The sequence below is a fragment of the Clavibacter michiganensis genome (assembly GCF_016907085.1).
In the GTDB taxonomy this organism is placed as follows: Bacteria; Actinomycetota; Actinomycetes; order Actinomycetales; family Microbacteriaceae; genus Clavibacter; species Clavibacter michiganensis_O.
The window spans coordinates 2,849,024-2,874,869 of record NZ_JAFBBJ010000001.1 but is presented as its reverse complement, the minus strand read 5'-3'; the positions used below and the strand labels follow the sequence as shown (position 1 = coordinate 2,874,869).

Here is a 25,846-nt window from a genome sequence, read left to right as displayed (position 1 = left end):
CGGCGCTGCCCCGCTGGTCATCTCACGACCTCGTCGAAGAAGAAGTTCTGCGTGAGCCTCGCGGTCTCGACGACTTCTCCCGCGCCGCCCATCGGAGCGTGGTAGTAATTTCCGCCTCGAAAGAGAACCAGACGGTTGTAACGCGCTGAGACCACGGTGTCTATGTCCCATTTGGAGAGGTCAGCCATGTCGCGCCTGACAACTTCGCGCTCGAACTCCTCCGCATTTCTGTACCCCAGGTCACGCGCGGCGGAGTCGGTGGGCGGACCGTACAGCTTGGTCTCGCGGTGCTGGTAGAAGCCGGTGCCGGTCCCCGTCGGGAGCGAAGGCGTCAGATATACCATCGCTGCCCAATCGCACCCGCTGTCGGCGTGAACCTTGGTCTTGGCGCCCGTCTCGTGCGTGATCAAACGGAAGGCGCCCCAGGTGAATCGGTCACCATCCGCCAGGATCTCCGCGCCGATCGCCTTCTCGATCGCGTCCTTGATCGGAGACGCGGCGAAGCTCCCGGTGCTCTGCCAGCCCGGGTAGTTGTGAGCAGCTCCAGACATGAAGTCCGAGCCGAGCGCCATCGCTCGCACCGAATCCGGATCCTTGTAGAAGTCGTCTATGACGATGATATCGCTTTTCATTCCTATTCCTTCATCTCAAGGGCGACGAGCACATCCTCAGCCGACGACACCCATTCAAGCAGATTGACACTGGACTCGAGACCCGACGGGCACTTGAGGAGGATCGCAACGTATTGCGTGAACCACCCCAGGATGAATTGCGCACGATCCGCTTCGATCATGGTCAAGAAGTTCCTCATAGTCGCCCGGCGGTACCACTCGGGCATCACCCCGTGCTGGTGGATCCAATTGGACGCCACGTTGGGCAGGAAGTAATGGAGTTCCTGAGTAGCAGATGAGGCGATCGCGTCCAACGCGGCATCGTCTCCGATGATCTCCCCCAGAGTGGCGTACGCGCGGCCCGGCTTATCGGCCAGTCGCGACAGTCGCTCGACCGCGGACGGCCACATGATCTGCATCAGGGAGTTGAGGCTCGCCTTCGTGCCGTCCCACGAACCATCTGCCTCCGTTCCGCCTTCGAATCGGACGGAAGCTGAGCATCGAGCCCTCAGCCGGAGGAGCCTGAGCTGGATGGCGTCGATCCGCGGACGGGGCCCCGCGGTGCCCGGCTTCACGGATTCGATATCGCCCCGGCGCAGGAGGGGCGTCGAAAGCGTCACGTTCCGACGGTGGGGTAGTGCGCTCAACGGTCCGAGAGCGTCCTGCATCGCGGAGGCGACGGTCGTCTGATCGGATGAGCACTCGGACCAGCCAAGGTGCGTCGGGAGTCCCCATGAATTGAACATGACCGGACTGGAATTGTCTCTGCGCATCGCCTTGACCGCGTCCCAGAACCTCGATCGGCTTACGAAGGACGGGTAGCCTTCGTCACTGTAGATGTCGATGCAAATCGCGTCGAAGCTCCCCTCGACCAGATCGCTTACGTACTGCGCGTCGCCTACGATCTCGTCGTAGTGCACCTCGGGAAAGTAGAGGTCATGCAGCGCACGGCTCATTCGGAGGGACCGCTCAGACAGATCGAGGGCCGTCACATGGGTTCGTGGATTGGCGGCGAGGATCGAACGCAGTGATCCTCCTAGACCGAGCCCCAGCATGAGCACCCGTGGAGCCGACGCAGTCAGCCCCGCAATGGCGAAATCATCAGGCTGATTTCCGGCGAATACCTGGTGGCCGAGCAACGTGCTTGCAGTCGAGTGCACGCTGTCGAGTTGCCTCGAGACGAGATCGTCGTACAGAAGGGCGGACCGGCCGTCTCGAGACGGCCGGTCCGCGATGAGATCGTCAGCCATTCAGCTGGAAGACCTCGTCGATCTTCTTCTGCTTGTCCTCAGACATGGCTTCGATCTCGGTGATGTTCGGCATGTTGTTGTCCGAGCAGAGCTTGTAGATCTCTTCGTTGAACGACTCGAGCTTCGCGGTCATCTTGACTTCTTCCTTCTTGAGCGGTCGAGGAGACCCTCGACCGGTTTCCCGTGGGGTGAACATCGGTAAAATACCAGCACGCGGACGCTGGTTCGCAAGTGCCTGTTGCTTTGTCTACTTGTGTGCTAGGAACGCGTCTCGGGAGCCTCTCGCCCTCGGAGCCCTGAGCGGCCCGAGGAGTCTCCGATCTCCGCTCCGACTCCGACCTCGATGGATCACGGGAACCGTCCCTAGCATCGCCGCGTGCCCGAGTGCGCCCGCTTGCAGAACGCCGCGCCCCACAGCCACGGGACCTTCCCCGGCGTCTTCGCCCTCCCTGACGGGCTGCGCCAGAGCGGCCGGCTCTCCACGGAGGAGACAGACTTGATCGACGCGGTGGACGCGCGAGCCACCCCGCACGTCTGGGGGCACCGCCGGCCCGACCCGCGCGCCCCGGGCTAGCCTCGCCGGATGCCCGAGTTCGTGCGCTTCCAGAGCGCCGCCCCCAACCATCACGGCACCTTCCCCGGCGTCTTCGCCCTGGCCAACGGGCTGCGGGACGAGGGCCGGCTGTCCGAGGAGGAGATGGCCTGGATCGCGGCCTCCAACGCGCACATGAACGCGGCGTACGCGGACCCGTCCACGGTGATCCCGGGCTGCTACGACCGTGCGCTCCATCCGCGGGCGCGCGCCTGGTTCCGCGTCGCATCCGCCGACCTGCTCCGCGTCACGCGCGAGTACCTCGACCTCCTCGACCGGCACGGCGTGCCGTGGCACGAGCTCCGCACCCGCACGCCCGGGCGCATCACATACGAGGACGACGTGCAGGTGGTCGCGGTGCCGCACACGCACGAGGAGTGGCCGTTCCCCTGACCGGACCGGTGCGTGGCGCCGCTCAGATGCCGCGCGCCGCCCGCGCCCGAGCGAGGATCCCCTGGATCACCTCGGTCTTCGCATCCGCGTAGGCGTCCATCGACTCCCACCGCCGGGTCATGAGCTCCCGCTTGGTGCGCTCGTAGAGGTCGCGTTCGGACTCGTCGGAGCGCAGCCGGTCGCGGAACAGCAGGTACGCCTCCACGGCGGGATCACCGTCCTCGTAGACGTGCACGTGGACGTCCCGCGCGGGCGTCTTCACGAGGCGATGCCCCGGCTCGCGGACGCGCAGGTCGTATCCGGCGGCGACGAGACGCTCGACGTGGTCCTCCTCGGCCGTGATGTCCGACACCACGACCACGATGTCGACGATGGGCTTCGCGGCGAGGCCCGGGACGGACGTGGAGCCGATGTGCTCGACGGCGAGCGCCGCTCCGCCGAGCGCCGCGGTGATCCGCCCCCGGTGCTCGAGGTGGGCCTCCGACCAGGCGGGGTCGTGCGCCCGCAACCCGACAGTGAGCGGTGTCCGCCCGCCCACGAGCTCCACGGAGGTCACATCGGGTCGGCGGCGGTCGCGGTCGTCCATCACCGGGACATCCTGCCAGGGGCCGTGCCGTGCGTCAGCCGAACGACACGTGCTGCGTGATCCACGCGTGCATCACGACCGCGGCGGCCGCCGACGCGTTGATGGAGCGCGTGGATCCGAACTGCGAGATCGCCACCGTCATGTCCGCCGCGGCCACCGCCTCGTCGCTGAGGCCCGGGCCCTCCTGGCCGAAGACGAGCACGCAGCGCTCCGGGAGGCGCGTGGTCTCGAGCAGCACGGATCCGTCGACGTTGTCGATCGCGACGATCGGCAGGCCCTCGCCGCGCGCCCACCCGACGAGGTCGGCGATGGTGGCGTGGTGCACGACGTGCTGGTACCGGTCGGTGACCATGGCGCCGCGCTTGTTCCACCGGCGGCGGCCGACGATGTGCACGGTGTCGGCCGCGAACGCGTTGGCGCTCCGCACGATCGACCCGATGTTCATGTCGTGCTGCCAGTTCTCGATGGCGACGTGGAACGGGTGCCGGTGCTGATCGAGGTCGGCGACGATCGCGTCCATGCGCCAGTAGCGGTAGCGGTCGATCACGTTGCGGGTGTCGCCGCGCTCGAGCAGCTCGGGATCCAGGTGCGGCTCGTCGGGCCACGCGTCGGGTCCGCCGGGCCAGGGTCCGACGCCGTGCGTGCTGAGCTCGTGGGTCGGCGTCGGCTCCGGCGCCGTCTCCTCGGGCTGCGGCATCAGATGTAGATCCCGGGATCGACGAAGAACGCCGGATCCACGTGCGCGTCCGGCGCGCGCCCGGCCCGCTTCCCGGTCTCGACCGCGGGGATGCCCGTGAGCACGGATCCCGCGGGCGCGTCCTTCACGACCACCGCGTTCGCGCCGATGACACTGCCGGCGCCGACGGTGATGGGCCCGAGCAGCTTCGCACCGGCCCCGATGGTGACGCGGTCGCCGACCGTCGGGTGTCGCTTGCCGTGCACGAGGCTCTTCCCGCCGAGCGTGACGCCGTGGTACATCAGCACGTCGTCGCCGACCTCGGCCGTCGCGCCGATCACGACGCCCATGCCGTGGTCGATGAACAGCCGCCGGCCGATGCGCGCGCCCGGGTGGATCTCCACCCCGGTCAGCGCCCGGCCCACCTGTGCGAGCAGTCGTGCCGCCAAGCGGATGCGCCGGCGCCACAGCGCGTGCGACACCCGGTGCAGCCACACGGCGTGCAGGCCCGGGTAGCCGAGCACCATCTCCAGGTACCCGCGCGCGGCCGGATCGTGGGCGCGCGCGGTGCGGAGGTCCTCGACGACCCGGGGGACGATCCCCACGCCTAGTCGCGCAGGTCGTCGAACAGCACGGTCGAGAGGTACCGCTCGCCGTAGTCGCACACGATCGCGACGATGGTCTTGCCCGCGCTCTCCGGCCGCTTCGCGATCTCGAGCGCGGCCCACACGATGGATCCGGACGAGATGCCGCAGAGGATGCCCTCGTCGGTCGCGAGCGCGCGGGAGACGCGGATCGAGTCCTCAAGGGAGACATCGACGACCTCGTCGTAGATCTCGGTGTCGAGGATCTCGGGCACGAAGTTCGCGCCGATGCCCTGGATCTTGTGCGGGCCGGGCTTGCCGCCGTTGAGGATGGGCGAGTCGAGCGGCTCGACCGCGACGATCTTGACGCCCGGCTTCCGCTCCTTGAGCACCTGGCCGACGCCCGTGATGGTGCCGCCCGTGCCGACGCCCGCGATGAACACGTCGACGCCGCCGTCGGTGTCCGCCCAGACCTCCTCAGCCGTGGTCTCGCGGTGCTTCTGCGGGTTGGCCGCGTTCGCGAACTGCTTCGCCCAGATGGCGTTCGGCGTCTCGTCCACGATCTGCTTGGCCCGGTCGACCGCGCCGCGCATGCCCTCGGGTCCGGGGGTCAGCACGATCTCGGCGCCGTACGCGCGCAGCACCAGCCGGCGCTCGACGCTCATGGTCTCGGGCATCGTGAGGACGACCTTGTAGCCGCGCGCCGCGCCGACCATCGCGAGCGCGATGCCCGTGTTGCCGCTCGTGCCCTCGACGATCGTGCCGCCGGGCTTGAGCGCCCCCGCCTCCTCGGCCGCGTCGATGATCGCGACGCCGATGCGGTCCTTCACGCTGGACGCCGGGTTGTGCGACTCGAGCTTCACGAGCACCGTGGCGTCGAGCCCCTCGGTGAGCCGGTTGAGCCGGACGAGCGGCGTGCCGCCGACCAGCTGGGTGATGTCGTCGTAGACGCGACCTGCCATGGGTTCCACCTTCGTCGTGATCCTGGTCGGTGCGGGACGCTGCCGCGCGCACCTGCTCGACTTCGAGCCTATGGGAGCCCAACCGCGCGTGACGTGGCGGCATTCCGGCAGGCTGGACCCATGAGCGCGCGCATCGAGGTTCAGGGGCCCGGCGGCCCCGAGGTCATGACCCTGACGGACGGGCCGGTGCCGGATCCCGGGCCCGGCGAGGTGCGGATCCGCGTGCACGCCGCGGGCGTCAACTTCATCGACACGTACCGGCGCAGCGGCGTCTACCCGATGGCGCACCCGTACGTGCCGGGATCCGAGGCCGCCGGCGTCATCGAGGCGCTCGGCGACGGCGTGAGCGGCGTCCACGTGGGCGACCGCGTCGCGACGGCCGAGGCGTCGGGCACATATGCGCAGCACGCGCTCGTCCGCGCGGAGACGCTGCTGCCCGTGCCGGACGGGGTCGCGATGGAGACCGCCGCCGCGCTCCCGCTCCAGGGCCTCACCGCGCACTACCTCGCGACGAGCTCGTACCCGGCCGGCCCCGGGGATCGCGCGCTCGTGCACGCGGGCGCCGGCGGCGTGGGGCTCCTGCTCACGCAGCTGCTCGTGGATCGCGGCGTCGAGGTGATCACCACGGTGTCGAACGAGGAGAAGGCCGCCCTCGCGCGCGCGCCGGCGCGACCCACGTGCTCGGCTACGACGACGTGCCCGTGCGCGTCCGCGAGCTGACGGGCGGCCGCGGCGTCGACGTCGTCTACGACGGCGTGGGCCGCGACACGTTCGACGGATCGCTCGCGTCCCTGCGCATCCGCGGGACGCTCGTGCTCTTCGGCGGCGCGAGCGGCCAGGTGCCGCCGTTCGACCTGCAGCGGCTCAACTCCGGCGGATCCCTCTCGGTCACGCGCCCCACGCTCGCCCACTTCCTGCTCGACGCGGAGGAGCGGCGGTGGCGCGCGGGCGAGCTGTTCGCGGGGCTCCTCGACGGATCCCTCGACGTGCGCGTCGGCGCGACGTACCCGCTCGCGGACGCCGCGCGCGCCCACAAGGACCTCGAGGCCCGGCGCACGACGGGGTCGATCGTCCTGATCCCCTGAGCCGGCCCGGATCCGCACCGCCTACCCTCGATCCATGCCCGCACCCGGATCCGCGCCCACGCGCCTCGGCTTCCTCACCACCGGCCCGTTCGACCCGGCCGACCCCGCCACCGGCCTGGAGGACGCGCTGCGGCTCGTGGAGCTCGGCGACGCGCTCGGCCTCGACACCGCATGGCTCCGGCCCGACCACCTCAGGAACGCGATCTCCTCCCCCGTCGCGATGCTCGCGGCGGCGTCCCAGCGCGCCCACCGCATCGCGCTCGGCACCGCGTCGATCCCCGTCCGCGCCGAGAACCCGCTCCGCCTCGCCGAGGACCTCGCCACCGTCGACCTCCTCTCCGGCGGGCGCCTGTGCCCCGGGCTCTCCGTCGGCAACCCGACGCGCGTCGCGGCCGTCGACCGGGCGATCCACCCGACGACCGCCGAGCACGAGGAGCCGGGCCGCGAGCGCCTGCTCCGCTTCCGCGACCTGCTCCGCGGCGGGCCGGTGCCGGGCGCGGAGGAGCACGACGACGAACGAGACGCGGAGGACGACGAGGCCCTCACCTCCACCGTGCAGCCGGCGTCGCCCGGGCTCGCCGACCGGCTGGGATACGGCGCGGCGACGCTCCGCACGGCGACCTGGGCGGGCGCGCACGGCTTCCGGCTGCTCGCGTCCGACGTGACCGAGCGCGGATCCCGCGGCCGCGGCTTCGCGCAGGACCAGCGGGACCTCATCGACGCGTACCGCGCCGCGCACCCGGATCCGGCCGACGCGCACGTCACGCTGGCCCTCGTCGTGGTCCCCACCGACGGCGCGACGGCCGAGCAGCGAGCCCGGTACGCGGCCGACGCGGCGACGCGAGCCGAGCGGGCCGCGCGGGCCGACCAGTCGGAGGATCCGGGTGCCGCGTCGAGCATGGTCCGCGCGCCAGACCTCGTGGGCCCGTCCGAGGAGCTCGCCGCCGCGCTCCTCGCGGATCCCGCCGTGCAGGCCGCCGACGAGCTCGCGATCGTCCTCCCGGCCGGGCTGCCCGCGGGCGACCTGGCGCGGATCCTCACCGACGTCGCCGAGCGCCTCGGCCCGGCGCTCGGCTGGTCACCCGCGACGGCCTGATCCGCCCGGGTCGCCTACCCTCGGTCCATGCCCGCATCCGGTACCCCGCTGACACGCCTCGGCTTCCTCACCATCGGCACCTTCGACCCGGCGGATCCCGCGGCCGGCCACGAGACCACCCTCCGCGTCATCGAGCGCGGCGAGCAGCTCGGCTTCGACAGCGCGTGGCTCCGGCACCGCCACCTCCAGCACGGGATCTCCTCCCCCGTCGCCGTGATGGCCGCGGCCTCGCAGCGCACCAGCCGGATCCAGCTCGGGACGGCCGTCACGCCCATCGGCGCGGAGAACCCGTTCCGCCTCGCCGAGGACCTCGCCACGGTGGACCTCCTCACGGGCGGCCGCCTGCAGCCCGGCTTCAGCGCGGGCGCGCCCATGTCGTTCGACCGGTACCGCGACGCCATCTACCCCGACACCCTCGAGCAGGAGGACCTCGGCTACGACCGGCTCCTCCGCTTCCGCGACCACGTGCGCGGCGACACCGTGAACGACCGCGCCGGACGCGAGGGCCAGGAGGAGTTCGCGTCCACCGTGCAGCCGCAGTCGGCGGGCCTGGTCGACCGGCTCTGGTACGGCGCGGGAGGCGTGCGATCGGCGGTGTGGGCCGCGGAGAACGGCTTCCACCTCCTGGCCTCGAGCGTGACGGAGGGCATGCTCGGGAACGACTTCGCGACCAACCAGCGCGCGCAGATCGACGCCTACCGCGCCGCCCACCCGCGCGGCGCCGAGGCGCGGGTCTCGCAGGGCCTCGTCGTGATCCCCACCGACCGGGCGACGCCGGAGCAGATCGCCCGCTACGAGGCGTACGCCGCCTCCCGGGCGCATCGCGTCGGCGTGCCGATGGGGCCGCGGAAGATGCTCTTCGCGGCGGACCTCGTGGGCCCGTCCGAGGAGATCGCCGCGACCCTGCACGCCGACGCCGGGTTCCAGGCGGTCGACGAGGTCGCGTTCGCCCTGCCGTTCACGTTCGGCGAGGCCGACCTCGAGCAGATCCTCACCGACATCGCGGAGCGCCTCGGCCCGGCGCTCGGCTGGTCGCCGGCCGCCTGACCCGCGGCGAACGACGACGCCCCTCCCGCGAGCCGCGGGAGGGGCGTCGTCGTGATCCGGCGAGGATCAGTGCATGCTGACAGCCTCGGTCGATGCGCCCTCGCGGAAGCGCTCGAGCGGGACGCGCACCATCGACCAGGAGATGATCGAGGCGCACGCCACGCCGATCGCCGCGGCCAGGAACACCACGTGGTACCCGTCGACCTGCTGCTGCAGCGGGTTCTGGACGCCGTCCGTGACGGACGCGGTGACGGCCGACGCGAAGAGGGCCGTGAAGACGGCCGTGCCGATGGATCCACCGATCTGCTGCGTGCCCGTGAGCGCCGCGCCCGCGACGCCCGCATCCCGCGGCTCGATGCCGGAGAGCGCGACGTTCTGCATGGGCACGAACACGAACGCGAGCCCGATGCCGAGCAGGATCTGGCCGGGCAGCACCTGCACGACGTACGCGCCGTCGACGGTGATGCGGCTGAACCAGAGGAGCCCGGCGGCCGCGACGAGCGGTCCGACCGTCATGAGGATGCGCGGACCGACCTTGGGGAGGAGCCGCGCGACCTGCGGGGCGGTGAGCATGATGGTCGCGGCCATCGGCAGCGACGCGAGGCCCGAGATCAGCGGCGACATGCCGAGCACGATCTGGAAGTGCAGCGTGAGGTACAGCAGCCCGCCGAGGAGCGCCGCGCCCACCATCACCGAGGTGAGGTACGCGCCGCCGCGGGTGCGGTCGGCGACCACGCGGAGCGGCAGCAGCGGGTTGCGCGCCCGCGACTCCCACCAGACGAACGCGACCATGATCCCCACGCCGAGCGCGAGGAAGCCGATGGTGTCGGGCTCGCCCCAGCCGTTCTCCGCGCGGGAGAAGCCGTAGACGATCGACGCGAGGCCGAGGGTGACGAGGAGCGCGCCGGGCACGTCGTAGCTGCGGTCGCCGTCGGCGCGGCTCTCCTTCACCAGCGGGATGCCGGCGACGATCGCGACGATCGCGATGGGCACGTTGACGAGCAGGCACCAGTGCCAGCTGAGGTACTCGGTGAGCACGCCGCCGAGCAGCAGGCCGACGGCCGCGCCGGATCCGGCGATGGTGCCGTAGACCGCGAACGCCTTGACGCGGTCGGGGCCGGACGGGAAGGTCACCGACAGCAGCGCGAGCGCGGCGGGCGCGAGGAGCGCCGCGAAGACGCCCTGGAGGCCGCGCGCGATGAGGAGCATCTCGCTCGAGACGGCGAAGCCGCCGAGCGCGGAGGCCGCCGCGAAGCCGACCATGCCGAGGAGGAAGGAGCGCTTGCGGCCCCAGTAGTCGGCGATGCGGCCGCCGAGCAGGAGGAGCGAGCCGAAGGCGAGCGCGTAGACGGTGACGACCCAGGTGCGGTCGGCGTCGGTCATGCCGAGGTCGCGCTGGGCGGCGGGCAGGGCGATGTTCACGATGGTGCCGTCGAGCACGACCATCAGCTGGGCGAGGGCGACGACGGCGAGGAGGATCCACTTGCTGCGGGCGGAGGGCGCGGCGGGCGCCGAGGGCGCGGCCGGGCCGGAGGTCGCGGCATGGCCGGCGGAGGACGTGGAGGGCGGTGCGTTCTCGGGGGTGCGTGCGTGCGAGATCTGGTGCTCCTGGATGGTCGTGCGGCGCCCGGGCGGGCGAGGACGGTCCAATCTAGGGCCGCGCCGTGCGCAGAGTCAAACGAACCGGTTCGTTTGACATACGCTGTTCACATGGCAGAGACGACGGGGTCCGCCCGATCCACCGACGAGAAGCAGGACGACGTCCGGCACCGCATCCTCCTGGCCGCGCGCGAGGAGTTCGCCGCGCACGGGCTGGCTGGCGCGCGGGTCGACCGCATCGCCCGCTCGGGCCGCGCGAGCAAGGAGCGGCTGTACGCGCACTTCACCGACAAGGAGTCGCTCTTCCACGCGGTGCTGAAGCTCAACGGCATCGAGTTCTTCTCCGCCGTGACGCTGGATCCCGCCGACCTCCCCGGCTTCGTCGGCCAGCTCTTCGACCACGCGTACGAGCACCCGCAGCACCGCCGCATGCTCGCGTGGGCGCGGCTCGACGGCCTGGAGCTCGACGTGCCGCACAGCGCGACGTCGCCGTCGGCCAAGGTGCAGGCTGTCCGCCGCGGGCAGGAGGAGGGCCACATCGACCCGTCGTGGGATCCGCAGCGCCTCCTCACGATGCTGTTCGCGCTCGCGCAGGCGTGGGTGCAGTCGCCGTACCCGGCGATGCACCAGGACTCGCCCCGGGCGCGCGCCGCGGACCGGGCGGCCGTCGTGGAGGCGGCCCGGCGGATCACGGCACCGGCCGCGCGCTGAGGCCGCCCCTCCCCTGTGCATCCGTCCGGGCATCCTGCGGATTCCCCGGGTGAGGGAGACGCCGCTCGGGACCCGCCCGTAGCGTTGACCCATGTCCGACACCCTGACCCGCGAGTACGAGGCGGGCTCCAGCCACGCGCATCCGCTCCGGCGGTTCCTGCGCCGCTGCCGGGCCTGGATCGAGCTGCACCCGAAGGCCCGCTGGCTGTACCGGATCCTCGTGGGGATGCTCGGCGTCGGCATCGTCCTCGTCGGCATCGTCCTCATCCCGCTGCCCGGCCCCGGCTGGCTCATCGTCTTCCTCGGGATCGCCGTGCTCGGCACCGAGTTCCCGGCTGCGCACCGCGTGAACGTGTTCCTCAAGCGCCAGCTGCACCGCTTCTGGGACGCCTGGCGCCGCTGGCGCGCCTCCCGCGCCGAGCGCCGCGCGGCGCGCACCAGCCGCTGACCCCGCGACGACGAGAGCGGCCGCCCCTCGGGACGGCCGCTCTCGTCATGTCACCGGGCGCGGATCAGCTCGCGAGCGCCGGGTAGTCGGTGTAGCCCTCGGCGCCGGGGCCGTAGAAGGTGGCCGGGTTCGGCTCGTTCGTCTCGGCGCCGGACTCCCAGCGCTCGACGAGGTCGGGGTTCGCGATGACCATGCGGCCGACGGCGACGACGTCCGCCGTGCCCTCGTCGACGAGCTGGACGGCCTCGTCGTACTCGGTCTGCACGCCGAAGCCGCTGTTGATCATGAGCGGGCCGCCGAAGGTCTTCCGGAGGCCCTGCACGAGCTCGCCCGCGGGCTCGGCGTGCAGGATGCTCACGTAGGCGAGGCCGAGCGGCGCGATGCCGGAGAGCAGCGCCTCGTAGGTGGCGCGCGTCTCGTCGGCGTCCTCCTCGAGCACGTCCTGGATGTTGTGCGAGGGGGAGATGCGGATGCCGACGCGCTCGGCGCCGATCTCGCGGGAGACCGCGTGCGCCACGTCGATGCCGAGCTTCGCGCGGTTCTCGGGCGATCCGCCGTAGGCGTCGGTGCGCACGTTCGAGACGGGCGAGAGGAACTCGTGCAGCAGGTAGCCGTTGGCCGAGTGGATCTCGACGCCGTCGAACCCGGCGTCGATCGCGTTGCGGGCCGCGACCGTGAGCTCGTCGACGATGAGCGGGACCTCGTCGGTCTCGGGCTCGCTCGGCACGGGGTACGGCTTCTTGCCGGTGGGCACGTGCACCTCGCCCTGGATCGCGATGGCGCTCGGCGCGAGCAGCGGCAGGCCGCCCGTGATGTCCTCGTGCGACACGCGCCCGCCGTGCATGAGCTGCATGACGATGCGGCCGCCGGCCTCGTGCACCGCGTCGGTGACGCGGCGCCAGCCGGCGATCTGCTCGTCCGTCACGATGCCGGGCTGGCCCGGGTACGCCTTGCTGCGCTCGCTGGTGAACACGCCCTCGGACACGATGAGGCCGGTGGACGCGCGCTGGCGGTAGTACTCGACGACGAGGTCGCCGGGCACGCCGTGCTCGTCGGAGCGCATGCGGGTCAGGGGCGCCATGGCGACGCGGTTGGGGAGCTCGAGGGCGCCGAGGGCGACGGGGGAGAACAGCTTCACGTGGTGGATCCTTCGTCTCGCGGGTGACCGGCGCGCACCGCGACGGATCGCGTCGGGGAGCGCAGCGGGGCCAGCGGCCCGAGCGGACCGCGCTGGGGCAACCCGATCCACCCAGGGGGGCATTCCATGGCCGGCCCTTCTCCCAGGGCCTCGTCAGGCTCCTGGGGAGCCCGGGCGCGTCAGTACGACGCGGAGGTCTCCGTGCGACGCGCGAGCACGACGTCGTCGGCGGCGAGGTCGTGCCAGCCGCGGAGCAGGTGGCGCGAGTCCCAGCCGACGGACGCGTACGGCAGCCATACCGTGAACAGCCAGCCGAGGACGAAGCCGTTCTGCACCACGCCGCGGAGGAGGGCCCGGCCGAAGCCGAGCGTGCCGGGCTCGGAGAAGCGCTGGACGCGGATCCCGACCATGGCCTTGCCGGGCGTCGTGCCCTTCCCGCCGAGCCACCACGTGGCGATGAGGAGGTAGGAGATCAGGCTGATGAGGACGGCGAGCGCGGCACCGCCGAAGTAGGTGTCCATCATGTCGTCGGCGGCCTCGCCGATCAGCTGCAGGTCGTTGATCCGCTGCCGTGCCATGCCCTGGATCGGGATGATGAAGGCCGCCGCGGAGAGCCCGCCGACGACCCCGAAGACGACCTGGTCGAGGATCCGCCCGGCCGCCCGACGCCCGACGCCCGCGAGGCGCCAGGTCGGGTCGACGTGCGCGGGGAGCGGACGCAGCGCGTGCGGCAGGAGGACCATCCCGTAGCCGGGCGGCGGGACGGCCGCCGGGTACGCGGGCGCGGGCGGGGCAGCGGGCGCGTACGCCGGCGGGGCCCCCGCGTCCGGCCGGCCGTCGTCGTGCGTGTCGCTCATCGCGTCTCCCCTGGTCGCTGCGCCCCGCGGCGCGGATCCAGCGTATCCAGCAGCTGGGGAAACGGGGACGCGGAGAAGGCCCGGCACCCTCGCGGATGCCGGGCCCTCCCGGTGGTGCTGGTGACGCGAGCGTCAGCCCTGGATCTCCCCGCGGGAGACGGCCTCGGCGTACTTGCGGAGGTCCGGCCCCGGCTCGAAGTCGATGAACCGGCCCTTGAGCTGCTCGAACAGGCGCTGGTACACGGTCTCCCAGTCCTGGCCCTCGAGCTCCTTCGCCGCGGTGAGCACGGCCTCCTGGAGCACGCGGTCGCTGTCCGTGAGGATCTTGTCGCGCGCCTCCTGATTCCAGACGATCTCGGAGGTGTCCATGATCAGGCCTGGACGTCCCCGCGCCAGGCGCCGTCCTCGGAGCCGCGCTTCTCGATGAACTCCTTGAAGTTCTTGAGGTCCGCCTTGATGACGTGGTCGTCGACGCCGATCGCGGCGCCGACCTTCTCGACGAGGCCCTTCGCCTCCCAGTCCAGCTGGACGGTGACGCGGGTCTCGGCGTCGCTGAGCTTGTGGAACGTGACGACGCCGGCGTGGTCCTCGTCGCCGCCCGTGGAGTTCCAGGCGACGCGCTCGTCGGGGTGCTGCTCGGTGATGTTGGCCTCGAAGGTGCGCTCGATGCCGCCGATCTTGACCTTCCACTCGGTGAGCGTGTCGGTGACCTGCGTGATCGACTCCACGTAGCTGAGGAAGTTCGGGAACGACTCGAACTGGGTCCACTGGTTGTAGGCGGTGCTGACGGGGACGTTGACGTCGACGGTCTCGATTACTCGGGGCATTGCTTCTCCTCGTTCGGATTCGGTGCGTGGGTCGGATCGTCGTGCGATCCGGGATGCCGGGCGCCGGTGCGGACACCGGTGCCGGGCACGCCTCCGACGCTACGCCGGGGCCGCGCCGGGTATCCGGCACCCGAGGAATGCACAGGGAACGGTCAACCCCGGGTCACGCCTCGGCGGCGCGGGAGGGCCCGAGCATCCGCTGGACGAAGGCGCGCGACCAGGAGGCGTAGACGCGGGAGGCCTGCGCGGCGTCCGGGTCACCGAGGTCGATGACGCTCTCGCCGGGGAACGGCACGGCGGCGACCTCGGGGCGGGACGCGACGATCTCGGCCGTGATCCTGTTGAGCAGCCGCGCGTGCCGGGCGGCGACCGCGCGCCACGCCGCGGGGATCCCGACGCTCTCGTTCAGCGGCGGCACCTCCGGGATGAGCACGTGCGCGCCCTCCGGCAGCCCCTGCATCAGGTCGTCGATGGCCGTGCACAGCAGCCTCCGCCACGTGCGCTGCGGCGTGAGGCGGATGCTGTCGCCCACGCCCACCATCAGGAGCACCACGTCGACGCCGTCGAGGAGCGCACGGTCCCGCACGGTGCCCGCGGCGGTGTGGATCGTGAGGTCGGAGAAGGGGCGCGTCGCCCACTCGACGCCGCGGCCCGTGCGGCGGGCCAGCTGGCGGGAGAAGTGGCCGGCCATTCCGAGCTCGTGCGAGAGGACGCCCATGCCGACGGCCGTGGCCTCGCCGATGACGAGCACGCGGTGCGGGAAGTCGCCCGGCACGACGCCGGAGGCCGTGTCGCGCGGGAAGACGGTGCCCTGGAGACCGGTGCGCAGGGCCACGTACTGCGCGAAGATCGCCGGCCGTGCCACGGCCTGCGCGAACCGCCTGATGCGTCCCGTCACGAGTCGCACCCCCCGGTCATCGACGCGCTCAGCGGGTCAGACGCCGCGGTTGCGGAGGAAGGGCATGGGCGAGGTGGCGACGCCTCCCTGCCGGATCTCGAAGTGGAGGTGGCAGCCGGTGCTGAGGCCGGCGTTGCCGACGGCGCCGATCTGCTGACCCGCCTGCACGGTCTGGCCGGTGCGCACCATCACGCCGTACGAGTACATGTGGCCGTAGACGCTCGTGACGCCGCCGCCGTGGTTCAGGGTGATCGCGTTGCCGAAGCCGCTGGATCCGCCCGCGAACTGCACCGTGCCGGCCGCCGTCGCGTAGATGGGCGTGCCGCAGCCGGCGCCGAAGTCGTCGCCGGCGTGGAGGCGCCAGTAGCCGAGGATCGGGTGGAGGCGCATGCCGTAGGACTGGTACGACCCGTAGCTGCGGATGGGCATCGTCCAGCCGGACGACGAGGGCTGGCCGCCCGACGACGGCGGGCGGGGTGCGTTGGCCGGCGGACGCGCGGCGGCGTTCGCGGCGGCGGCGGCAGCTGCGGCCGCGGCACGCGCGTCGGCCTGGCGGCGGGCCTCGGCGGCGGCCTCCTCCTGGCGCTTCCGCTCGCCGATCGCGAAGCCCTCCTCGACGGAGATGCGGGAGTCGCGGAGCGTGGTGAGCTGGGCCTGGAGCTCCGAGCTGCGGGCCTCCTGCTCGGCGAGCGCCTGATCCGCACGCGCCTGCGCTGCGGACGCCTCCTGCAGCTTGGCCTCGGCGTCGGCGGCGAGGACGGCGAGCGCCTCCTTCGCGACGGACGCCTGCTTGCCGAGCGACGCGGCCGTGCGGGCCGACGTGACGGCGGCGGTGAACGCGGTGTCCTGCCGGTCGGCGAGCTTCGTGGCCGTGCCCATGCGGGCGAGGAGGGCGTCGGCGTCCTCGCCGCCGCTCGTGAAGAGGCGGAGCGAGACGTCGCCGCCGCCTCCGCTGCGGGCGAGCTGCGCGACGAGCTGGCCGACCTGGCGCTTCGCCTCGTCGGCGTCGGCCTGCGCCCGGGCGGCCTTGGACTCGAGGGCATCGAGCTCGCCCGTCGCCTCGTCGAGCGCATCCACCGCGGCGGCGTGCTCGTCGGCGCGCTGGAGGGCGAGGGCCGTGGCGGCCTCGACCTCGGCGGAGAGGCCCGAGATGAGGGAGGTGATGCGCGTGACCTGGTCGGCGGTGGCCTGCTCGCTCGACCGCGCGGCCTGCACCTCGGACCAGGTGGGGTACTCCTCCGCGGCCTGCGCGGACGGGACGCCGAGGCCGAGCAGGAGGGCGGATGCGGCGAGGGTCGCGGCCACTCGGAGGCGCGGCGCGGTCGCATTCCGCGGGCGCCGGTCGGCGGGGCGGGAGGTGCGTGCGGTGCGGGAGATGGCGGGCCTCGTCGAGGTCGGTGGAGCGCGGACCTTTCGACGGTAGCCGAAATAAGGCCGAACATCACCATCCCCTTCTATTTCCGCAGGTGAGGAGATCCGCTGGGCGATGACGGACGGGCGCGGAGCCGACCCTAGGATCGGGCGGCAGGACGACCGGCGTCCGGTCGGGAGCGCGCATGACGGCCATCGAGGTGCCCGGCGGCCGGGCGCAGGCGCGCGGAGCCGGGATCGCCACCGCCGTCGTCGGGTTCGCCGGCACGTCGGCCGTCGTGCTCACCGGCCTCACCGCGGTGGGGGCGTCGCCGTCCCAGGCCGCGTCCGGGCTGCTCGCGCTGTGCGTCACGCAGGGGCTCGGCACCGTGCTCCTCGCGCGCCGCTTCCGCCGTCCGATCACGCTCTCCTGGTCGACGCCCGGGGCGGCGCTGCTCATCGGGTCCGGCGCCGTCGAGGGCGGCTGGGCCGCCGCGGTGGGGGCGTTCCTCGTCTGCGGGATCCTCGTGCTCGCCACCGCGCTCTGGCCGCTGCTCGGCCGGCTCGTGCGCCTGATCCCGGCGAGCGTGGCCGCCGCGATGCTCGCGGGCGTCCTCCTCCCCCTCTGCGTCGCGACCGTGACGGCGGCGGTCGCCTCCCCGCTCGTCGTGCTGCCCGTGATCCTCGCCTGGCTCGCCGCCGCCCGTCTCGCCCCGCGCTGGGCGGCCCCGACCGCGCTGGCCGCCGCGCTCGTCGTGGTCGGGATCTCGCTCGCGGTCGCGGGGCCCGCACCCGGGGCGTCGCTCGACCTCGCGCACCTCGTGCCGCGGATCGAGCTGACGGCGCCCGTCTTCACGGTGGCGGCGGCGGTCGCGCTCGGGATCCCGCTGTTCGTCGTGACGATGGCGTCGCAGAACCTGCCGGGCGTCGCGGTGCTCGCGAGCTTCGGCTACGAGACGCCGTGGCGGGCCGCGATGACGACGACCGCGGCGGCCACGCTCGTGAGCGCGCCGTTCGGCGGGCACGCCGTGAACCTCGCCGCCCTCTCGGCCGCGCTCTCCGCTGCGCCCTCCGCGCATCCGGATCCGGACGAGCGGTGGCGCGCCGCCAGCGCGGCCGGGTGGACCAACCTCGTGCTCGGGCTGGCGTCGGCGGCGCTCGCGGCCGTGATCGTCGCGGGTCCGGCGGGCGTCGTGGCGGCCGCCGCCGGGCTCGCGCTCGCGCCGTCCCTCGCGTCGAGCCTGGCGTCGGCGGTGCGGGACCCGGGGGCGCACCTGCCCGCGGTCGCGACGTTCGTGGTGGCGGCGTCCGGGATCACGGTCGGCGGGCTCGGCGCCGCGTTCTGCGCGCTGGTGGCCGGCATCCTCGTGCACCTCGCGCTCCGGACGCGCGCGATGCCGCGTGACAGACTCGATCGACACGAGGAGCGCGACGCCGCATGAGCCACGACACCACCCCCGCATCGCCCGGAGCCGGAGCCGACGCCGCCGTCGCGCCCCGCGGCCCCGAGCTGCAGAGCACGACCTGGACGCTGGTGCTCGCGCTGAGCGCCGAGCAGGTATCGGGCGACGGCACGAGATCCGCCCGCCTGGCCGAGGCGCAGGCCGCCTTCGAGCGCCTGCTGCCCGCCGACCACGTCGTCGTCCGCTGGACCCGCGAGGTCGGCCGGATGATGACCGAGGAGACGCGCCTCTGGACCCGGTGGGAGCTGTTCACGCCCACGGTCGCGACGCCGCTGAAGCTCTGGTCGGAGGGCTACGTCGACGAGACCTGGTTCGCCGAGCGGCTGGAGGACGACCCGTTCGTGCCCGTCGTGATGAAGGCGCCCGAGGGCCAGGCGGGGGTCGGCGCATGAAGGTCCTCGTCACCGGATCCCGCGGCAAGGTCGGCCGCGCCACCGTCGAGGCGCTCGTCGCCGCCGGCCACGACGTCACGGGCGTCGACCTCGTCCGTCCCGTCTTCGACGCGGGCGTCGTGGTGCCGGGCCGGTACGTCATGGCCGATCTCACCGACGCCGGATCCGCGTTCGCGCTCGTCGCCGGCATGGACGCCGTCGTGCATGTCGCCGCGATCCCGCAGCCCACCGGCAACCCCGCGCACGTCGTGCTGCAGACCAACCTCATGTCGACCTTCAACATGATCGAGGCCGCCGTCCGCTTCGGCGTGCCGCGCTTCGTGAACATCTCGAGCGAGAGCATCGTCGGCAACTTCTTCCCGGAGCGGCCGTTCCTGCCCGACTACGCGCCCGTCGACGAGGAGCACCCGCTCCGCCCGCAGGATCCGTACGCCCTCTCCAAGGCCTTCGGCGAGCAGCTGATGGACGCGGCCGTGCGCCGCTCCGACATCCGCGTGATCTCGCTCCGCCCGAGCACCGTGCACAACGACGACAACTACGCGTCGAACCTCGGCGAGCAGGTGCGGGACGCGTCCGTGCTGACGGCGAACCTCTGGAGCTACATCGACGCGGACGACCTGGCCGACGCGATCGTGCTGTCGGTCGCCTCCGACCTGCCCGGCCACGAGGTGTTCTACATCGCGGCCGCCGACAACGCGGGCGGCCACGACTTCGCCGCCGAGCTGCGCCGCCACTACGGCGACGCCATCGAGCTGCGGGCGATCGAGCGGGTCGACTCCTCGGGCATCTCGACCGCGAAGGCGCGCCGCCTGCTCGGCTGGGAGCCGAAGCGCAGCTGGCGCGACCACCTCGACGCGGACGGGAACGCGCTGCCGCGCTAGGCGGATCCGCCCGCGCCATGCCCCGCTACGTCCGCCCCGCCATCGACGCGCCGCCCGCGATTGCCGACGACGGCGTGCCCTACGGATCGCGCTGGGACGCCGCCGAGGGCCCGCCCGAGGACGCGTACTCCCGGACCTCGCACCTCGAGCGGTTCGCGCCGCTGCACGCGGTGGCTGATGCGCTCGCCGCGCACCTCGCGGCGACGCACGACGTGACGACGACGGAGGGCGTGGACCCGGCCCTCGCGGATCCGCACCCCGACGCCGTGCGCTCCGTCCGGTTCGCGCCGCACGACGGGACCGGGCGGATCCTCACGCTCGAGTGGACGTCGTTCCCCGGCGTGCTGCTGCACCGCGGCCGGCGGATGGCCGAGGCGTTCCCGCCCTGCGGCTGCGACGCGTGCGACGACCGCTGGGAGGACCTCGCCGACTCCCTGGAGGAGGCGGTCCTCCGGGCCGGGGGCCAGCTGCCGCCGCCGCCCGAGCCGTTCGGCGAGCTCGCCAGCTGATCCGCCGCGCGGCCGCGCGCACCCGCCCGGTCGCCGCTCCCCCGCGTCGGTACGCTCGCGAGGTGACCAGCCCCGGGGACCGCGCCGAGCCCGCGGGCGCGCACCCGGGTTCCGCCCCCGGCACCACCCCGGCCGGCATCGAGGCCGCGGTCGTCGACGCGGGCGACCCGGCGGGCCCCACCCCGAGCGCCCGCACCACCGCCGCGGGCGCCGCCCTGCAGGTCGGCACCATCGTGAGCGTCAGCTACGGGTCGTCTCTCGCCGGGCTCGTGATCCCCGTCGTCGGCCCCGTCCTGGTGGTCGCCGCGCGGCAGGTGATGATGGCGGCGCTCGTGCTGCCCGTCGCACGGCCCCGGATCCACCGCATGACGCGCGCGCAGCTCGTGCCCGCCGTGATGCTCGGCCTCGCGCTGTCGCTGATGAACCTCTCCTACTACGCGGCCGTCGACCGGCTGGGACTCGGCATCGCCGCGACCATCGAGTTCCTCGGCCCGCTGTCGATCGCGCTGCTCGCCTCGCGCCGGCTCCTCGACGCGGCGTGCGCGCTCGTGGCGGCCGCGGGCGTCGTCGTGCTCACCGGGCTCGAGGGCCGGATCGACCTGTTCGGCCTCGTCTGCGGCGCGACCGCTGCCGTCACCTGGGCCGGCTACATCGTGTTCACGCGCCGGGTGGCCGAGCGGCTGCCGGGCTTCCAGGGGATCGCGGTGGCCAGCATCGTGAGCCTCGTCGTGCTGGTGCCGTGGGCGCTGATCACGCTCGACGTCGGCGCGATCGACGGGCGGATCCTCGGCCTGCTCGTCGCGATCGGCCTGCTGTCGTCCGCCGTGCCCTATTCGCTCGACACCGTGATCCTCCGCCGCATCACCCCGCGCCTGTTCGCCGTGCTCACGAGCCTCAGCCCGGTGGTCGCGGCGATCCTCGGCGTGATCTTGCGCGAGTCGCTGTCGCCCGTCCAGCTCGGCGCGATCGTGGTCGTGTGCGTCGCCGCGGGGGTGGCCATCGCGACGCGCGCCCCCGCCGCGCCCCGTGCGCCGCACGGCCCCCGGACGCGATCGCGCCCGGCCGCGTCGTAGGACGGCCGGGCGCGGATCGATCGGACGCGGGTCAGCGCGCCCCGAGCTCCGTCAGCACCTCGGCGAGCTGGCCGACGGCCCAGACGAGGTCCTCCTCCTCCACCACGATGGGCGGCGCGAGGCGGATCGTCGAGCCGTGCGTGTCCTTCGCGAGCACGCCGCGCTCGGCGAGCCGCTCGCACACCGCGCGGCCCGTCGCGAGCGCGGGGTCGATGTCGATGCCCGCCCACAGGCCGCGGCCGCGCACCGCGAGCACGCCGTGGCCCACGAGATCCGCGAGCCGCGCGTGCAGCACGGCACCGAGGCGACGCGCGCGCTCCTGCGGCTCGCCCGTCGCGAGCATGTCGACGACCGCGTGGCCCACCGCCGCGGCGAGCGGGTTGCCGCCGAACGTGGATCCGTGCTGCCCCGGCTGGATCACGCCGAGCACGTCCGCGTCCCCGACGACCGCCGAGACGGGCACGATGCCGCCGCCGAGCGCCTTGCCGAGGAGGTAGAGGTCCGGCACGACTGCGGAGTTGTCGCACTCGAAGGTCGCGCCCGTGCGGCCGAGGCCCGACTGGATCTCGTCCGCGATCATCAGCACCCGCTCGCGCGTGCAGATCCGCCGCACGTCGGCGAGGTACCCCGCGGGCGGCACGACGATGCCGGCCTCGCCCTGGATCGGCTCCACGAGCACGGCGACCGTGTCGTCGTCAATCGCGGCCTCGAGCGCCGCGGCGTCGCCGTACGGGACGGTGACGAACCCGGGCGTGAACGGCCCGAAGTCGGCGCGCGCCTCCTCGTCGTCGCTGAAGCTGACGATGGTGGTGGTGCGGCCGTGGAAGTTGCCGGCCATGACGATGATCTTCGCCCGTCCCGCGGCCACGCCCTTCACGCGGTAGCCCCAGGCGCGCGCGACCTTGATCCCCGACTCCACGGCCTCCGCGCCGGTGTTCATCGGCAGGACCATGTCCTTGCCGGCGAGCTCGGCGAGCGCCGTGACGAACGGGCCCAGCTTGTCGTTGTGGAACGCGCGGCTCGTGAGCGTGATCCGCCCGAGCTGCTCGGTCGCGGCCCGCACGAGGTCCGGGTGCGAGTGCCCGAAGTTGACGGCCGAGTACGCGGCGAGGCAGTCGAGCAGGCGCCGGCCGTCGAGGTCGGTCACCCAGGCGCCCTGGCCGGACGCGACCACGACGGGCAGCGGGTGGTAGTTGTGCGCGGCGTGCGCCTCCTCGGCGTGGATGGCCAGGGCGCCGGCGTCGGAGGCGGCGGGGCGGTCGATGGTGTCGGTCATGTCGATCCCTACTTCCGGAGCTCGAGCGTGCAGCACTTCACGCCGCCGCCGCCGAGCAGCAGCTCGGACAGGTCGACGCCGATGGGGTTGTAGCCGCGCTCCCGCAGCGACGCCTCGAAGCCCACGGCCTTCTCGGCGATGACCACGTTGTAGCCGTCGCTGTAGGAGTTGAGGCCGAGGATAGACGCGTCCTGCTCGCTCACCTCGACCGCGTCGGGGAAGCGGCGCTCGATCTCGTCGAGGCTGTCGGCGTCGAACGCGCTCGGGAGGTAGGCGATGTTCGTGTCGTCGAGCACGGCGATCGCGGTGTCCAGGTGGTAGAACGACGGGTTCACGAGGCGGAGGGTCACGACCTCGCGGTCGAAGATCCGGGCCACCTCGGCGTGGCTCGTGCTGTCGCTGCGGAAGCCCGTGCCCGCGAGGATCGTGTCGCCGACGAGCAGGATGTCGCCCTCGCCCTCGTTGACCTGCTCGGGCACGCGCACGTCGAAGCCCGCCTCGCGGAACCAGTCCATGTACGCGGGGCCCTCGGGCTGGCGCTCCGGGTGCTGGAAGGCCGCGCCGTACGCGATGCCGTCGAGCGTGAAGCCGCCGTTGGCCGCGTAGACCATGTCGGGCAGGCCGGCGATCCCCTCGATGAGGTCGACCTGGAAGCCGAGGCCCACGTACGCGTCGTAGAGCGTCTGCCATTGGCGGACGGCGAGCGAGGTGTCGGTCGGGACGGCGGGATCCATCCACGGGTTGATCTTGTAGACCACGTCGAAGTGGTCCGGCCGGCACATGAGCACGCGCTTCGCGACGGGCGTGCGGCCGGCGGTCGTGTCCGAGGATCGGGAGAGGGTGGAGGGCATGGTGCTCCTGCTTCGTGCGGCGCGCCGGGTGGCGCGGTCGTGGAGGCGGACGATGTCCCAGAGCCCCGAGGGGACGCCTTCCGGACAGCCTGGCACGCGGATCACGCCCGTTCACCCGGTGGCCACGCGGATTCCGCGCGTGGGGGCCGGGTCCCACGCACGATCCCGCCATAGGCTCGGCGCATGGACAACCTGGACCACCGGATCATCGACCTCCTCCGCCAGAACGGCCGCGCCGGCTACGGCGACATCGGCGGGACGGTGGGCCTGTCGGCCAGCGCGGTGAAGCGACGGGTCGACCGGCTGGTGGCCGACGGCGTGATCCGCGGCTTCACCATCCAGGTCGACCCCGCGGTCGACGGCCTCAGCACCGAGGCCTACGTGGAGCTGTTCTGCCGCGGGACGGTCGCGCCGGACGAGCTGCGCCGGATCCTCCAGGGCGTGCCCGAGGTGGTGGACGCGGGCACCGTCACGGGCGACGCGGACGCCATCGTCCGGATCCGCTCCCGCGACATCCCGAGCCTCGAGGACGCCCTCGAGAAGGTGCGCCTGGCCCCGAACGTCGACCACACGCGCAGCGCGATCGTGCTGAGCCGGCTGGTGAACCGGACGCTCGAGTAGCGCTAGGCGATCCGCAGACCGTGGAGGGCCGCCGCCGACCGCACCGCAGGATGGTCCGCGGGGAGCCGGTGCACCGTCGCCTCCGCGAGCCGCCCGCTCCGGCCCTCGTCGGAGGCGCGCTCGAACACCGCCCACAGCTCCAGCTCGCGCCCGTGCCGCGACGGGAATCGGATCCCATCGACGACCGCACGGCCTCCCTCCGTCTCCTCGTAGAGGGCGCGCCCGATCGCCTGGGTGAGCTCGCGGGGACGCGCGTCCTGGAGCGCCGCGGCGTCGACGTCCATCAGCCCGTGGCGGAGGGCGGCGGAGAGGAACCGCGGTCGCAGAGCGGCGATCGTCGACGAATGGGTCACGTCGCAGTAGCTCCCCGTGAGGACGGCGCGACCGAGACGGCGGGCAGCGAACCAGGACCCGTCGATCTGCCCGGGCACGACGGTGGGATGCAGCGAGGCGTCCGCCTCATCCTCCTGGATGGCGGCGAGACCGGCGCTCACGGAAGGATCGGGCCGGAACGGGGCAAGCAGCTCGACCAGGCAGGCGTGCGGGGTCGAGCCGGCGTAGATCGTCCGGTACGAGCCGTCCGGGGAGTCCCACCGGCCGGGGAAGCGACCGCGCTCGGCGTACCGCCAGTCGGTCCAGGCCCAGGGATCGGGAGCGCGACCCACGCGCCACACCTCACCGGGTGACGTGCGCAGCGCGTAGCGGAAGCTCTCCACCGCGGGCGGCTCAGGCGTTCGCGACGAAGGACCGGGCCGCCGCCAGGATCCGCGCACCCGAGTCGTCGAGGTCCGGGGACTCCCGGATGAGGCGGGCCGGTGATGCGTCGTCGAGCTGCGGGTTCAGGCCCGTGAACCACGCCTGGACCACCCGGGGCTGCTCGCGCTCCGCGAGGATCCCCGCGGCGTGGAAGGCCAGCCGGAGCCGGGTCATCGTCGCCGCGGCCGGAGCCCGCTCCGCCTCCGCCCACTGACGGACAGCCCGCGTCTCCTGCACGGAGCCGAGGTAGGCGACGAGCTTGGCGCCCAGCATCTCGCGAAGGCCGGCGACCAGCTCCGCGTCGGACGCTCGCATGGCCGTCTCGTAGGCGCCCAGCCCGGGCGTGGTGATCGACATGACGCCATCCTATTCGATGCGCATGCGGATCACGCCGTCGGCGACCCTGTGATCACACCCCGGATCACACGGCGAGCATCAGGCGAACAGCGCCACCAGGATCACGACGTAGATGACCACGAAGAGCGCCGGCAGCGCGTAGCGGACGAGGTTCGTGAGGCCCTCGGAGGCGATCACCGTGCGGGCCGCGTGCGACGTGGCGCCGGCGTCGCGGAGGTCGCGGGCGATGGCGATGCCCTGCGAGGTGATGGAGAACTGCGCGGCGGCGCCCATGGCCCCGGTGGCCAGCAGGATGAGCGCGGCCGCGAGGCGCGTGCCGAGGTCGGCGTCGGCGAGGCCCGTGCGGAGCAGGACCACCGTGGAGGTCAGCAGGAATATCGGGCCCAGCTGGCTCGTGATGAGCTGCTTGCGGGCGCGCGACCACATCGTGATCAGCTCGAGCTCGGACATGCGGATCCTCCCGTCGGCGGCCGGTGCGCCGCCCTCCCATCCTGCCCGCCGCGGGCGTCCCCCGCGCGCACCGCCGTGCATGTCGCGCCCGCCGGCCGGCCCCGCCTCGCTAGCCTCGGCGCATGGATCCCGCGCCCGGCTACCGCATCGACCCGGGCTCCACGACCCCGCCCTACGAGCAGCTCCGCGCGGAGGTCGCGCGCCGGGCCGCCGACGGCGAGCTGCCCGTCGGCGCGCGGCTGCCGACCGTGCGCGCGCTCGCCGAGCAGGCGGGCGTCGCCGTCAACACGGTGGCGCGGGCCTACAAGGAGCTCGAGGCCGACGGGGTGATCGAGACGCGCGGGCGCGCGGGGTCGTTCGTCGCCGCGCAGGACGACGTGCCCGCCGCGCTCCGGGCGGCGGCCGTCGCGTACGCGCAGCTCGCCGGGCGGCTGGGCGTGGCCGACGGCGAGGCGCGACGCCTGGTCGACGAGGCGCTCGCGGCCGGATGACGGATCCGTCGGGCGC

Annotated in this window: 31 protein-coding genes and 1 pseudogene; 13 read left to right on the top strand and 19 right to left on the bottom strand. The window is 72.9% G+C overall.

Annotated features, from left to right (window positions below; all coding sequences use genetic code 11):
• Positions 1-17: 17 nt before the first annotated feature.
• The 3 genes from JOE38_RS13635 to JOE38_RS13625 are packed head-to-tail and all read right to left on the bottom strand — an operon-like array spanning position 18 to position 1,994.
• A complete protein-coding gene (locus JOE38_RS13635; protein ID WP_204576759.1) occupies positions 18-632 on the bottom strand; it encodes a DUF6445 family protein in 615 nt (204 codons plus the stop codon).
• A 2-nt stretch (positions 633-634) separates the two neighbouring features.
• Entirely contained in the window at positions 635-1,861 is a 1,227-nt protein-coding gene (locus tag JOE38_RS13630) for a class I SAM-dependent methyltransferase (protein WP_204576758.1), read from the bottom strand.
• A complete protein-coding gene (locus JOE38_RS13625) occupies positions 1,854-1,994 on the bottom strand; it encodes a hypothetical protein (protein ID WP_204576757.1) in 141 nt (46 codons plus the stop codon). The genes JOE38_RS13630 and JOE38_RS13625 overlap by 8 nt, the downstream gene beginning before the upstream one ends.
• A 450-nt stretch (positions 1,995-2,444) precedes the next feature.
• Here JOE38_RS13625 and JOE38_RS13620 point away from each other — a divergent pair, with 450 nt between their 5' ends.
• A complete protein-coding gene (locus tag JOE38_RS13620) occupies positions 2,445-2,846 on the top strand; it encodes a hypothetical protein (RefSeq protein ID WP_204576756.1) in 402 nt (133 codons plus the stop codon).
• A gap of 22 nt (positions 2,847-2,868) precedes the next feature.
• Here the strand turns inward: JOE38_RS13620 and JOE38_RS13615 are convergent, their stop codons facing one another.
• Genes JOE38_RS13615 through cysK form a run of 4 tightly spaced genes read right to left on the bottom strand, consistent with a single transcriptional unit; the run spans position 2,869 to position 5,654 of the window.
• Complete coding sequence (locus tag JOE38_RS13615; protein ID WP_204577232.1) at positions 2,869-3,432, bottom strand: GrpB family protein; 564 nt, start codon at positions 3,430-3,432, stop codon at positions 2,869-2,871.
• Positions 3,433-3,466: 34 nt separating this feature from the next.
• Positions 3,467-4,129 (bottom strand): TrmH family RNA methyltransferase, encoded by a 663-nt coding sequence (locus tag JOE38_RS13610; RefSeq protein WP_204576755.1) that lies wholly within the window; start codon positions 4,127-4,129, stop codon positions 3,467-3,469.
• Complete coding sequence (epsC, locus tag JOE38_RS13605) at positions 4,129-4,713, bottom strand: serine O-acetyltransferase EpsC (RefSeq protein ID WP_204576754.1); 585 nt, start codon at positions 4,711-4,713, stop codon at positions 4,129-4,131. The genes JOE38_RS13610 and epsC overlap by 1 nt, the downstream gene beginning before the upstream one ends.
• Before the next feature lie 2 nt (positions 4,714-4,715).
• A complete protein-coding gene (gene cysK, locus JOE38_RS13600) occupies positions 4,716-5,654 on the bottom strand; it encodes a cysteine synthase A (RefSeq protein ID WP_204576753.1) in 939 nt (312 codons plus the stop codon).
• Positions 5,655-5,774: 120 nt separating this feature from the next.
• Here cysK and JOE38_RS13595 point away from each other — a divergent pair.
• From JOE38_RS13595 to JOE38_RS13585, 3 genes and pseudogenes are all read left to right on the top strand, one after another.
• Positions 5,775-6,739: pseudogene (locus JOE38_RS13595) on the top strand (quinone oxidoreductase family protein).
• Positions 6,740-6,773: 34 nt separating this feature from the next.
• Entirely contained in the window at positions 6,774-7,835 is a 1,062-nt protein-coding gene (locus JOE38_RS13590) for an LLM class flavin-dependent oxidoreductase (protein ID WP_204576752.1), read from the top strand.
• A 27-nt stretch (positions 7,836-7,862) separates the two neighbouring features.
• Positions 7,863-8,882: an LLM class flavin-dependent oxidoreductase gene (locus tag JOE38_RS13585; RefSeq protein WP_204576751.1), complete on the top strand. Its 1,020-nt coding sequence runs from the start codon at positions 7,863-7,865 to the stop codon at positions 8,880-8,882.
• A 66-nt stretch (positions 8,883-8,948) separates the two neighbouring features.
• Here JOE38_RS13585 and JOE38_RS13580 read toward each other — a convergent pair whose 3' ends face one another.
• Positions 8,949-10,532, bottom strand: coding sequence for an MFS transporter (locus JOE38_RS13580; protein ID WP_204576750.1), 1,584 nt, complete (start codon positions 10,530-10,532; stop codon positions 8,949-8,951).
• A 60-nt stretch (positions 10,533-10,592) separates the two neighbouring features.
• On the opposite strand from JOE38_RS13580, the gene JOE38_RS13575 reads away from it, so the two are divergent.
• Positions 10,593-11,192 carry a TetR family transcriptional regulator gene (locus JOE38_RS13575; RefSeq protein ID WP_204576749.1) on the top strand — a complete coding sequence of 200 codons (600 nt, stop codon included), beginning with the start codon at positions 10,593-10,595 and terminating at the stop codon, positions 11,190-11,192.
• 91 nt (positions 11,193-11,283) lie between these two features.
• Positions 11,284-11,640: a TIGR02611 family protein gene (locus tag JOE38_RS13570; protein ID WP_204576748.1), complete on the top strand. Its 357-nt coding sequence runs from the start codon at positions 11,284-11,286 to the stop codon at positions 11,638-11,640.
• Between the two features lie 64 nt (positions 11,641-11,704).
• Here the strand turns inward: JOE38_RS13570 and JOE38_RS13565 are convergent, their stop codons facing one another.
• The 6 genes from JOE38_RS13565 to JOE38_RS13540 all read right to left on the bottom strand — a co-directional run bounded on the left by JOE38_RS13565 (position 11,705) and on the right by JOE38_RS13540 (position 16,665).
• Complete coding sequence (locus JOE38_RS13565; protein WP_204576747.1) at positions 11,705-12,778, bottom strand: alkene reductase; 1,074 nt, start codon at positions 12,776-12,778, stop codon at positions 11,705-11,707.
• A gap of 179 nt (positions 12,779-12,957) precedes the next feature.
• Positions 12,958-13,635 carry an RDD family protein gene (locus JOE38_RS13560; protein WP_204576746.1) on the bottom strand — a complete coding sequence of 226 codons (678 nt, stop codon included), beginning with the start codon at positions 13,633-13,635 and terminating at the stop codon, positions 12,958-12,960.
• Between the two features lie 132 nt (positions 13,636-13,767).
• Positions 13,768-14,004, bottom strand: a complete 237-nt coding sequence (locus tag JOE38_RS13555; RefSeq protein WP_012297943.1) for a hypothetical protein — start codon at positions 14,002-14,004, stop codon at positions 13,768-13,770.
• A 2-nt stretch (positions 14,005-14,006) separates the two neighbouring features.
• Positions 14,007-14,462, bottom strand: a complete 456-nt coding sequence (locus JOE38_RS13550; RefSeq protein WP_204576745.1) for an SRPBCC family protein — start codon at positions 14,460-14,462, stop codon at positions 14,007-14,009.
• A gap of 163 nt (positions 14,463-14,625) precedes the next feature.
• The gene (locus tag JOE38_RS13545) at positions 14,626-15,360 is read right to left on the bottom strand and encodes an SGNH/GDSL hydrolase family protein (RefSeq protein ID WP_307838886.1); all 735 of its coding nucleotides are present in this window, start codon (positions 15,358-15,360) and stop codon (positions 14,626-14,628) included.
• A 36-nt stretch (positions 15,361-15,396) separates the two neighbouring features.
• Positions 15,397-16,665, bottom strand: a complete 1,269-nt coding sequence (locus JOE38_RS13540; protein ID WP_204576743.1) for a M23 family metallopeptidase — start codon at positions 16,663-16,665, stop codon at positions 15,397-15,399.
• Positions 16,666-16,916: 251 nt separating this feature from the next.
• Between JOE38_RS13540 and JOE38_RS13535 the strand changes: the two genes are divergently transcribed.
• The 5 genes from JOE38_RS13535 (at position 16,917) to JOE38_RS13515 (ending at position 21,028) form a co-directional block, all read left to right on the top strand.
• A complete protein-coding gene (locus tag JOE38_RS13535) occupies positions 16,917-18,152 on the top strand; it encodes a benzoate/H(+) symporter BenE family transporter (RefSeq protein ID WP_204576742.1) in 1,236 nt (411 codons plus the stop codon).
• The gene (locus tag JOE38_RS13530; protein ID WP_204576741.1) at positions 18,149-18,565 is read left to right on the top strand and encodes a hypothetical protein; all 417 of its coding nucleotides are present in this window, start codon (positions 18,149-18,151) and stop codon (positions 18,563-18,565) included. The genes JOE38_RS13535 and JOE38_RS13530 overlap by 4 nt, the downstream gene beginning before the upstream one ends.
• Positions 18,562-19,446 (top strand): NAD-dependent epimerase/dehydratase family protein, encoded by an 885-nt coding sequence (locus JOE38_RS13525; RefSeq protein WP_194683428.1) that lies wholly within the window; start codon positions 18,562-18,564, stop codon positions 19,444-19,446. Before JOE38_RS13530 ends, JOE38_RS13525 begins: the two co-directional genes overlap by 4 nt.
• A 17-nt stretch (positions 19,447-19,463) precedes the next feature.
• Positions 19,464-19,955: a DUF6226 family protein gene (locus tag JOE38_RS13520; protein WP_204576740.1), complete on the top strand. Its 492-nt coding sequence runs from the start codon at positions 19,464-19,466 to the stop codon at positions 19,953-19,955.
• A 62-nt stretch (positions 19,956-20,017) separates the two neighbouring features.
• The gene (locus JOE38_RS13515; RefSeq protein ID WP_204576739.1) at positions 20,018-21,028 is read left to right on the top strand and encodes an EamA family transporter; all 1,011 of its coding nucleotides are present in this window, start codon (positions 20,018-20,020) and stop codon (positions 21,026-21,028) included.
• A 31-nt stretch (positions 21,029-21,059) separates the two neighbouring features.
• Here the strand turns inward: JOE38_RS13515 and rocD are convergent, their stop codons facing one another.
• A complete protein-coding gene (gene rocD / locus JOE38_RS13510; RefSeq protein ID WP_239544835.1) occupies positions 21,060-22,304 on the bottom strand; it encodes an ornithine--oxo-acid transaminase in 1,245 nt (414 codons plus the stop codon).
• A gap of 8 nt (positions 22,305-22,312) precedes the next feature.
• On the bottom strand, positions 22,313-23,155 hold the full coding sequence (gene ddaH, locus JOE38_RS13505; protein ID WP_204576738.1) for a dimethylargininase: 843 nt from the start codon (positions 23,153-23,155) through the stop codon (positions 22,313-22,315).
• A gap of 183 nt (positions 23,156-23,338) precedes the next feature.
• Between ddaH and JOE38_RS13500 the strand changes: the two genes are divergently transcribed.
• The gene (locus tag JOE38_RS13500) at positions 23,339-23,776 is read left to right on the top strand and encodes an Lrp/AsnC family transcriptional regulator (RefSeq protein ID WP_011931848.1); all 438 of its coding nucleotides are present in this window, start codon (positions 23,339-23,341) and stop codon (positions 23,774-23,776) included.
• A 2-nt stretch (positions 23,777-23,778) separates the two neighbouring features.
• Here the strand turns inward: JOE38_RS13500 and JOE38_RS13495 are convergent, their stop codons facing one another.
• The 3 genes from JOE38_RS13495 to JOE38_RS13485 form a co-directional block, all read right to left on the bottom strand.
• The gene (locus tag JOE38_RS13495) at positions 23,779-24,441 is read right to left on the bottom strand and encodes an RES family NAD+ phosphorylase (protein WP_204576737.1); all 663 of its coding nucleotides are present in this window, start codon (positions 24,439-24,441) and stop codon (positions 23,779-23,781) included.
• A 61-nt stretch (positions 24,442-24,502) separates the two neighbouring features.
• Positions 24,503-24,889: a hypothetical protein gene (locus JOE38_RS13490; RefSeq protein WP_204576736.1), complete on the bottom strand. Its 387-nt coding sequence runs from the start codon at positions 24,887-24,889 to the stop codon at positions 24,503-24,505.
• Positions 24,890-24,967: 78 nt separating this feature from the next.
• Complete coding sequence (locus tag JOE38_RS13485) at positions 24,968-25,339, bottom strand: hypothetical protein (RefSeq protein WP_204576735.1); 372 nt, start codon at positions 25,337-25,339, stop codon at positions 24,968-24,970.
• Positions 25,340-25,461: 122 nt separating this feature from the next.
• On the opposite strand from JOE38_RS13485, the gene JOE38_RS13480 reads away from it, so the two are divergent.
• Positions 25,462-25,830, top strand: coding sequence for a GntR family transcriptional regulator (locus JOE38_RS13480; RefSeq protein ID WP_204576734.1), 369 nt, complete (start codon positions 25,462-25,464; stop codon positions 25,828-25,830).
• Positions 25,831-25,846: the final 16 nt, after the last annotated feature.

Coding starts and splice junctions, on each gene's coding strand:
- JOE38_RS13635 (WP_204576759.1), bottom strand. CDS start 632: ATGAAAAGCGATATCATCGTCATAGACGACTTCTACAAGGATCCGGAT.
- JOE38_RS13630 (WP_204576758.1), bottom strand. CDS start 1,861: ATGGCTGACGATCTCATCGCGGACCGGCCGTCTCGAGACGGCCGGTCC.
- JOE38_RS13625 (WP_204576757.1), bottom strand. CDS start 1,994: ATGACCGCGAAGCTCGAGTCGTTCAACGAAGAGATCTACAAGCTCTGC.
- JOE38_RS13620 (WP_204576756.1), top strand. CDS start 2,445: ATGCCCGAGTTCGTGCGCTTCCAGAGCGCCGCCCCCAACCATCACGGC.
- JOE38_RS13615 (WP_204577232.1), bottom strand. CDS start 3,432: ATGGACGACCGCGACCGCCGCCGACCCGATGTGACCTCCGTGGAGCTC.
- JOE38_RS13610 (WP_204576755.1), bottom strand. CDS start 4,129: ATGCCGCAGCCCGAGGAGACGGCGCCGGAGCCGACGCCGACCCACGAG.
- cysK (WP_204576753.1), bottom strand. CDS start 5,654: ATGGCAGGTCGCGTCTACGACGACATCACCCAGCTGGTCGGCGGCACG.
- JOE38_RS13590 (WP_204576752.1), top strand. CDS start 6,774: ATGCCCGCACCCGGATCCGCGCCCACGCGCCTCGGCTTCCTCACCACC.
- JOE38_RS13585 (WP_204576751.1), top strand. CDS start 7,863: ATGCCCGCATCCGGTACCCCGCTGACACGCCTCGGCTTCCTCACCATC.
- JOE38_RS13575 (WP_204576749.1), top strand. CDS start 10,593: ATGGCAGAGACGACGGGGTCCGCCCGATCCACCGACGAGAAGCAGGAC.
- JOE38_RS13570 (WP_204576748.1), top strand. CDS start 11,284: ATGTCCGACACCCTGACCCGCGAGTACGAGGCGGGCTCCAGCCACGCG.
- JOE38_RS13560 (WP_204576746.1), bottom strand. CDS start 13,635: ATGAGCGACACGCACGACGACGGCCGGCCGGACGCGGGGGCCCCGCCG.
- JOE38_RS13555 (WP_012297943.1), bottom strand. CDS start 14,004: ATGGACACCTCCGAGATCGTCTGGAATCAGGAGGCGCGCGACAAGATC.
- JOE38_RS13550 (WP_204576745.1), bottom strand. CDS start 14,462: ATGCCCCGAGTAATCGAGACCGTCGACGTCAACGTCCCCGTCAGCACC.
- JOE38_RS13535 (WP_204576742.1), top strand. CDS start 16,917: ATGACGGCCATCGAGGTGCCCGGCGGCCGGGCGCAGGCGCGCGGAGCC.
- JOE38_RS13530 (WP_204576741.1), top strand. CDS start 18,149: ATGAGCCACGACACCACCCCCGCATCGCCCGGAGCCGGAGCCGACGCC.
- JOE38_RS13525 (WP_194683428.1), top strand. CDS start 18,562: ATGAAGGTCCTCGTCACCGGATCCCGCGGCAAGGTCGGCCGCGCCACC.
- JOE38_RS13520 (WP_204576740.1), top strand. CDS start 19,464: ATGCCCCGCTACGTCCGCCCCGCCATCGACGCGCCGCCCGCGATTGCC.
- rocD (WP_239544835.1), bottom strand. CDS start 22,304: ATGACCGACACCATCGACCGCCCCGCCGCCTCCGACGCCGGCGCCCTG.
- ddaH (WP_204576738.1), bottom strand. CDS start 23,155: ATGCCCTCCACCCTCTCCCGATCCTCGGACACGACCGCCGGCCGCACG.
- JOE38_RS13500 (WP_011931848.1), top strand. CDS start 23,339: ATGGACAACCTGGACCACCGGATCATCGACCTCCTCCGCCAGAACGGC.
- JOE38_RS13490 (WP_204576736.1), bottom strand. CDS start 24,889: ATGTCGATCACCACGCCCGGGCTGGGCGCCTACGAGACGGCCATGCGA.
- JOE38_RS13485 (WP_204576735.1), bottom strand. CDS start 25,339: ATGTCCGAGCTCGAGCTGATCACGATGTGGTCGCGCGCCCGCAAGCAG.
- JOE38_RS13480 (WP_204576734.1), top strand. CDS start 25,462: ATGGATCCCGCGCCCGGCTACCGCATCGACCCGGGCTCCACGACCCCG.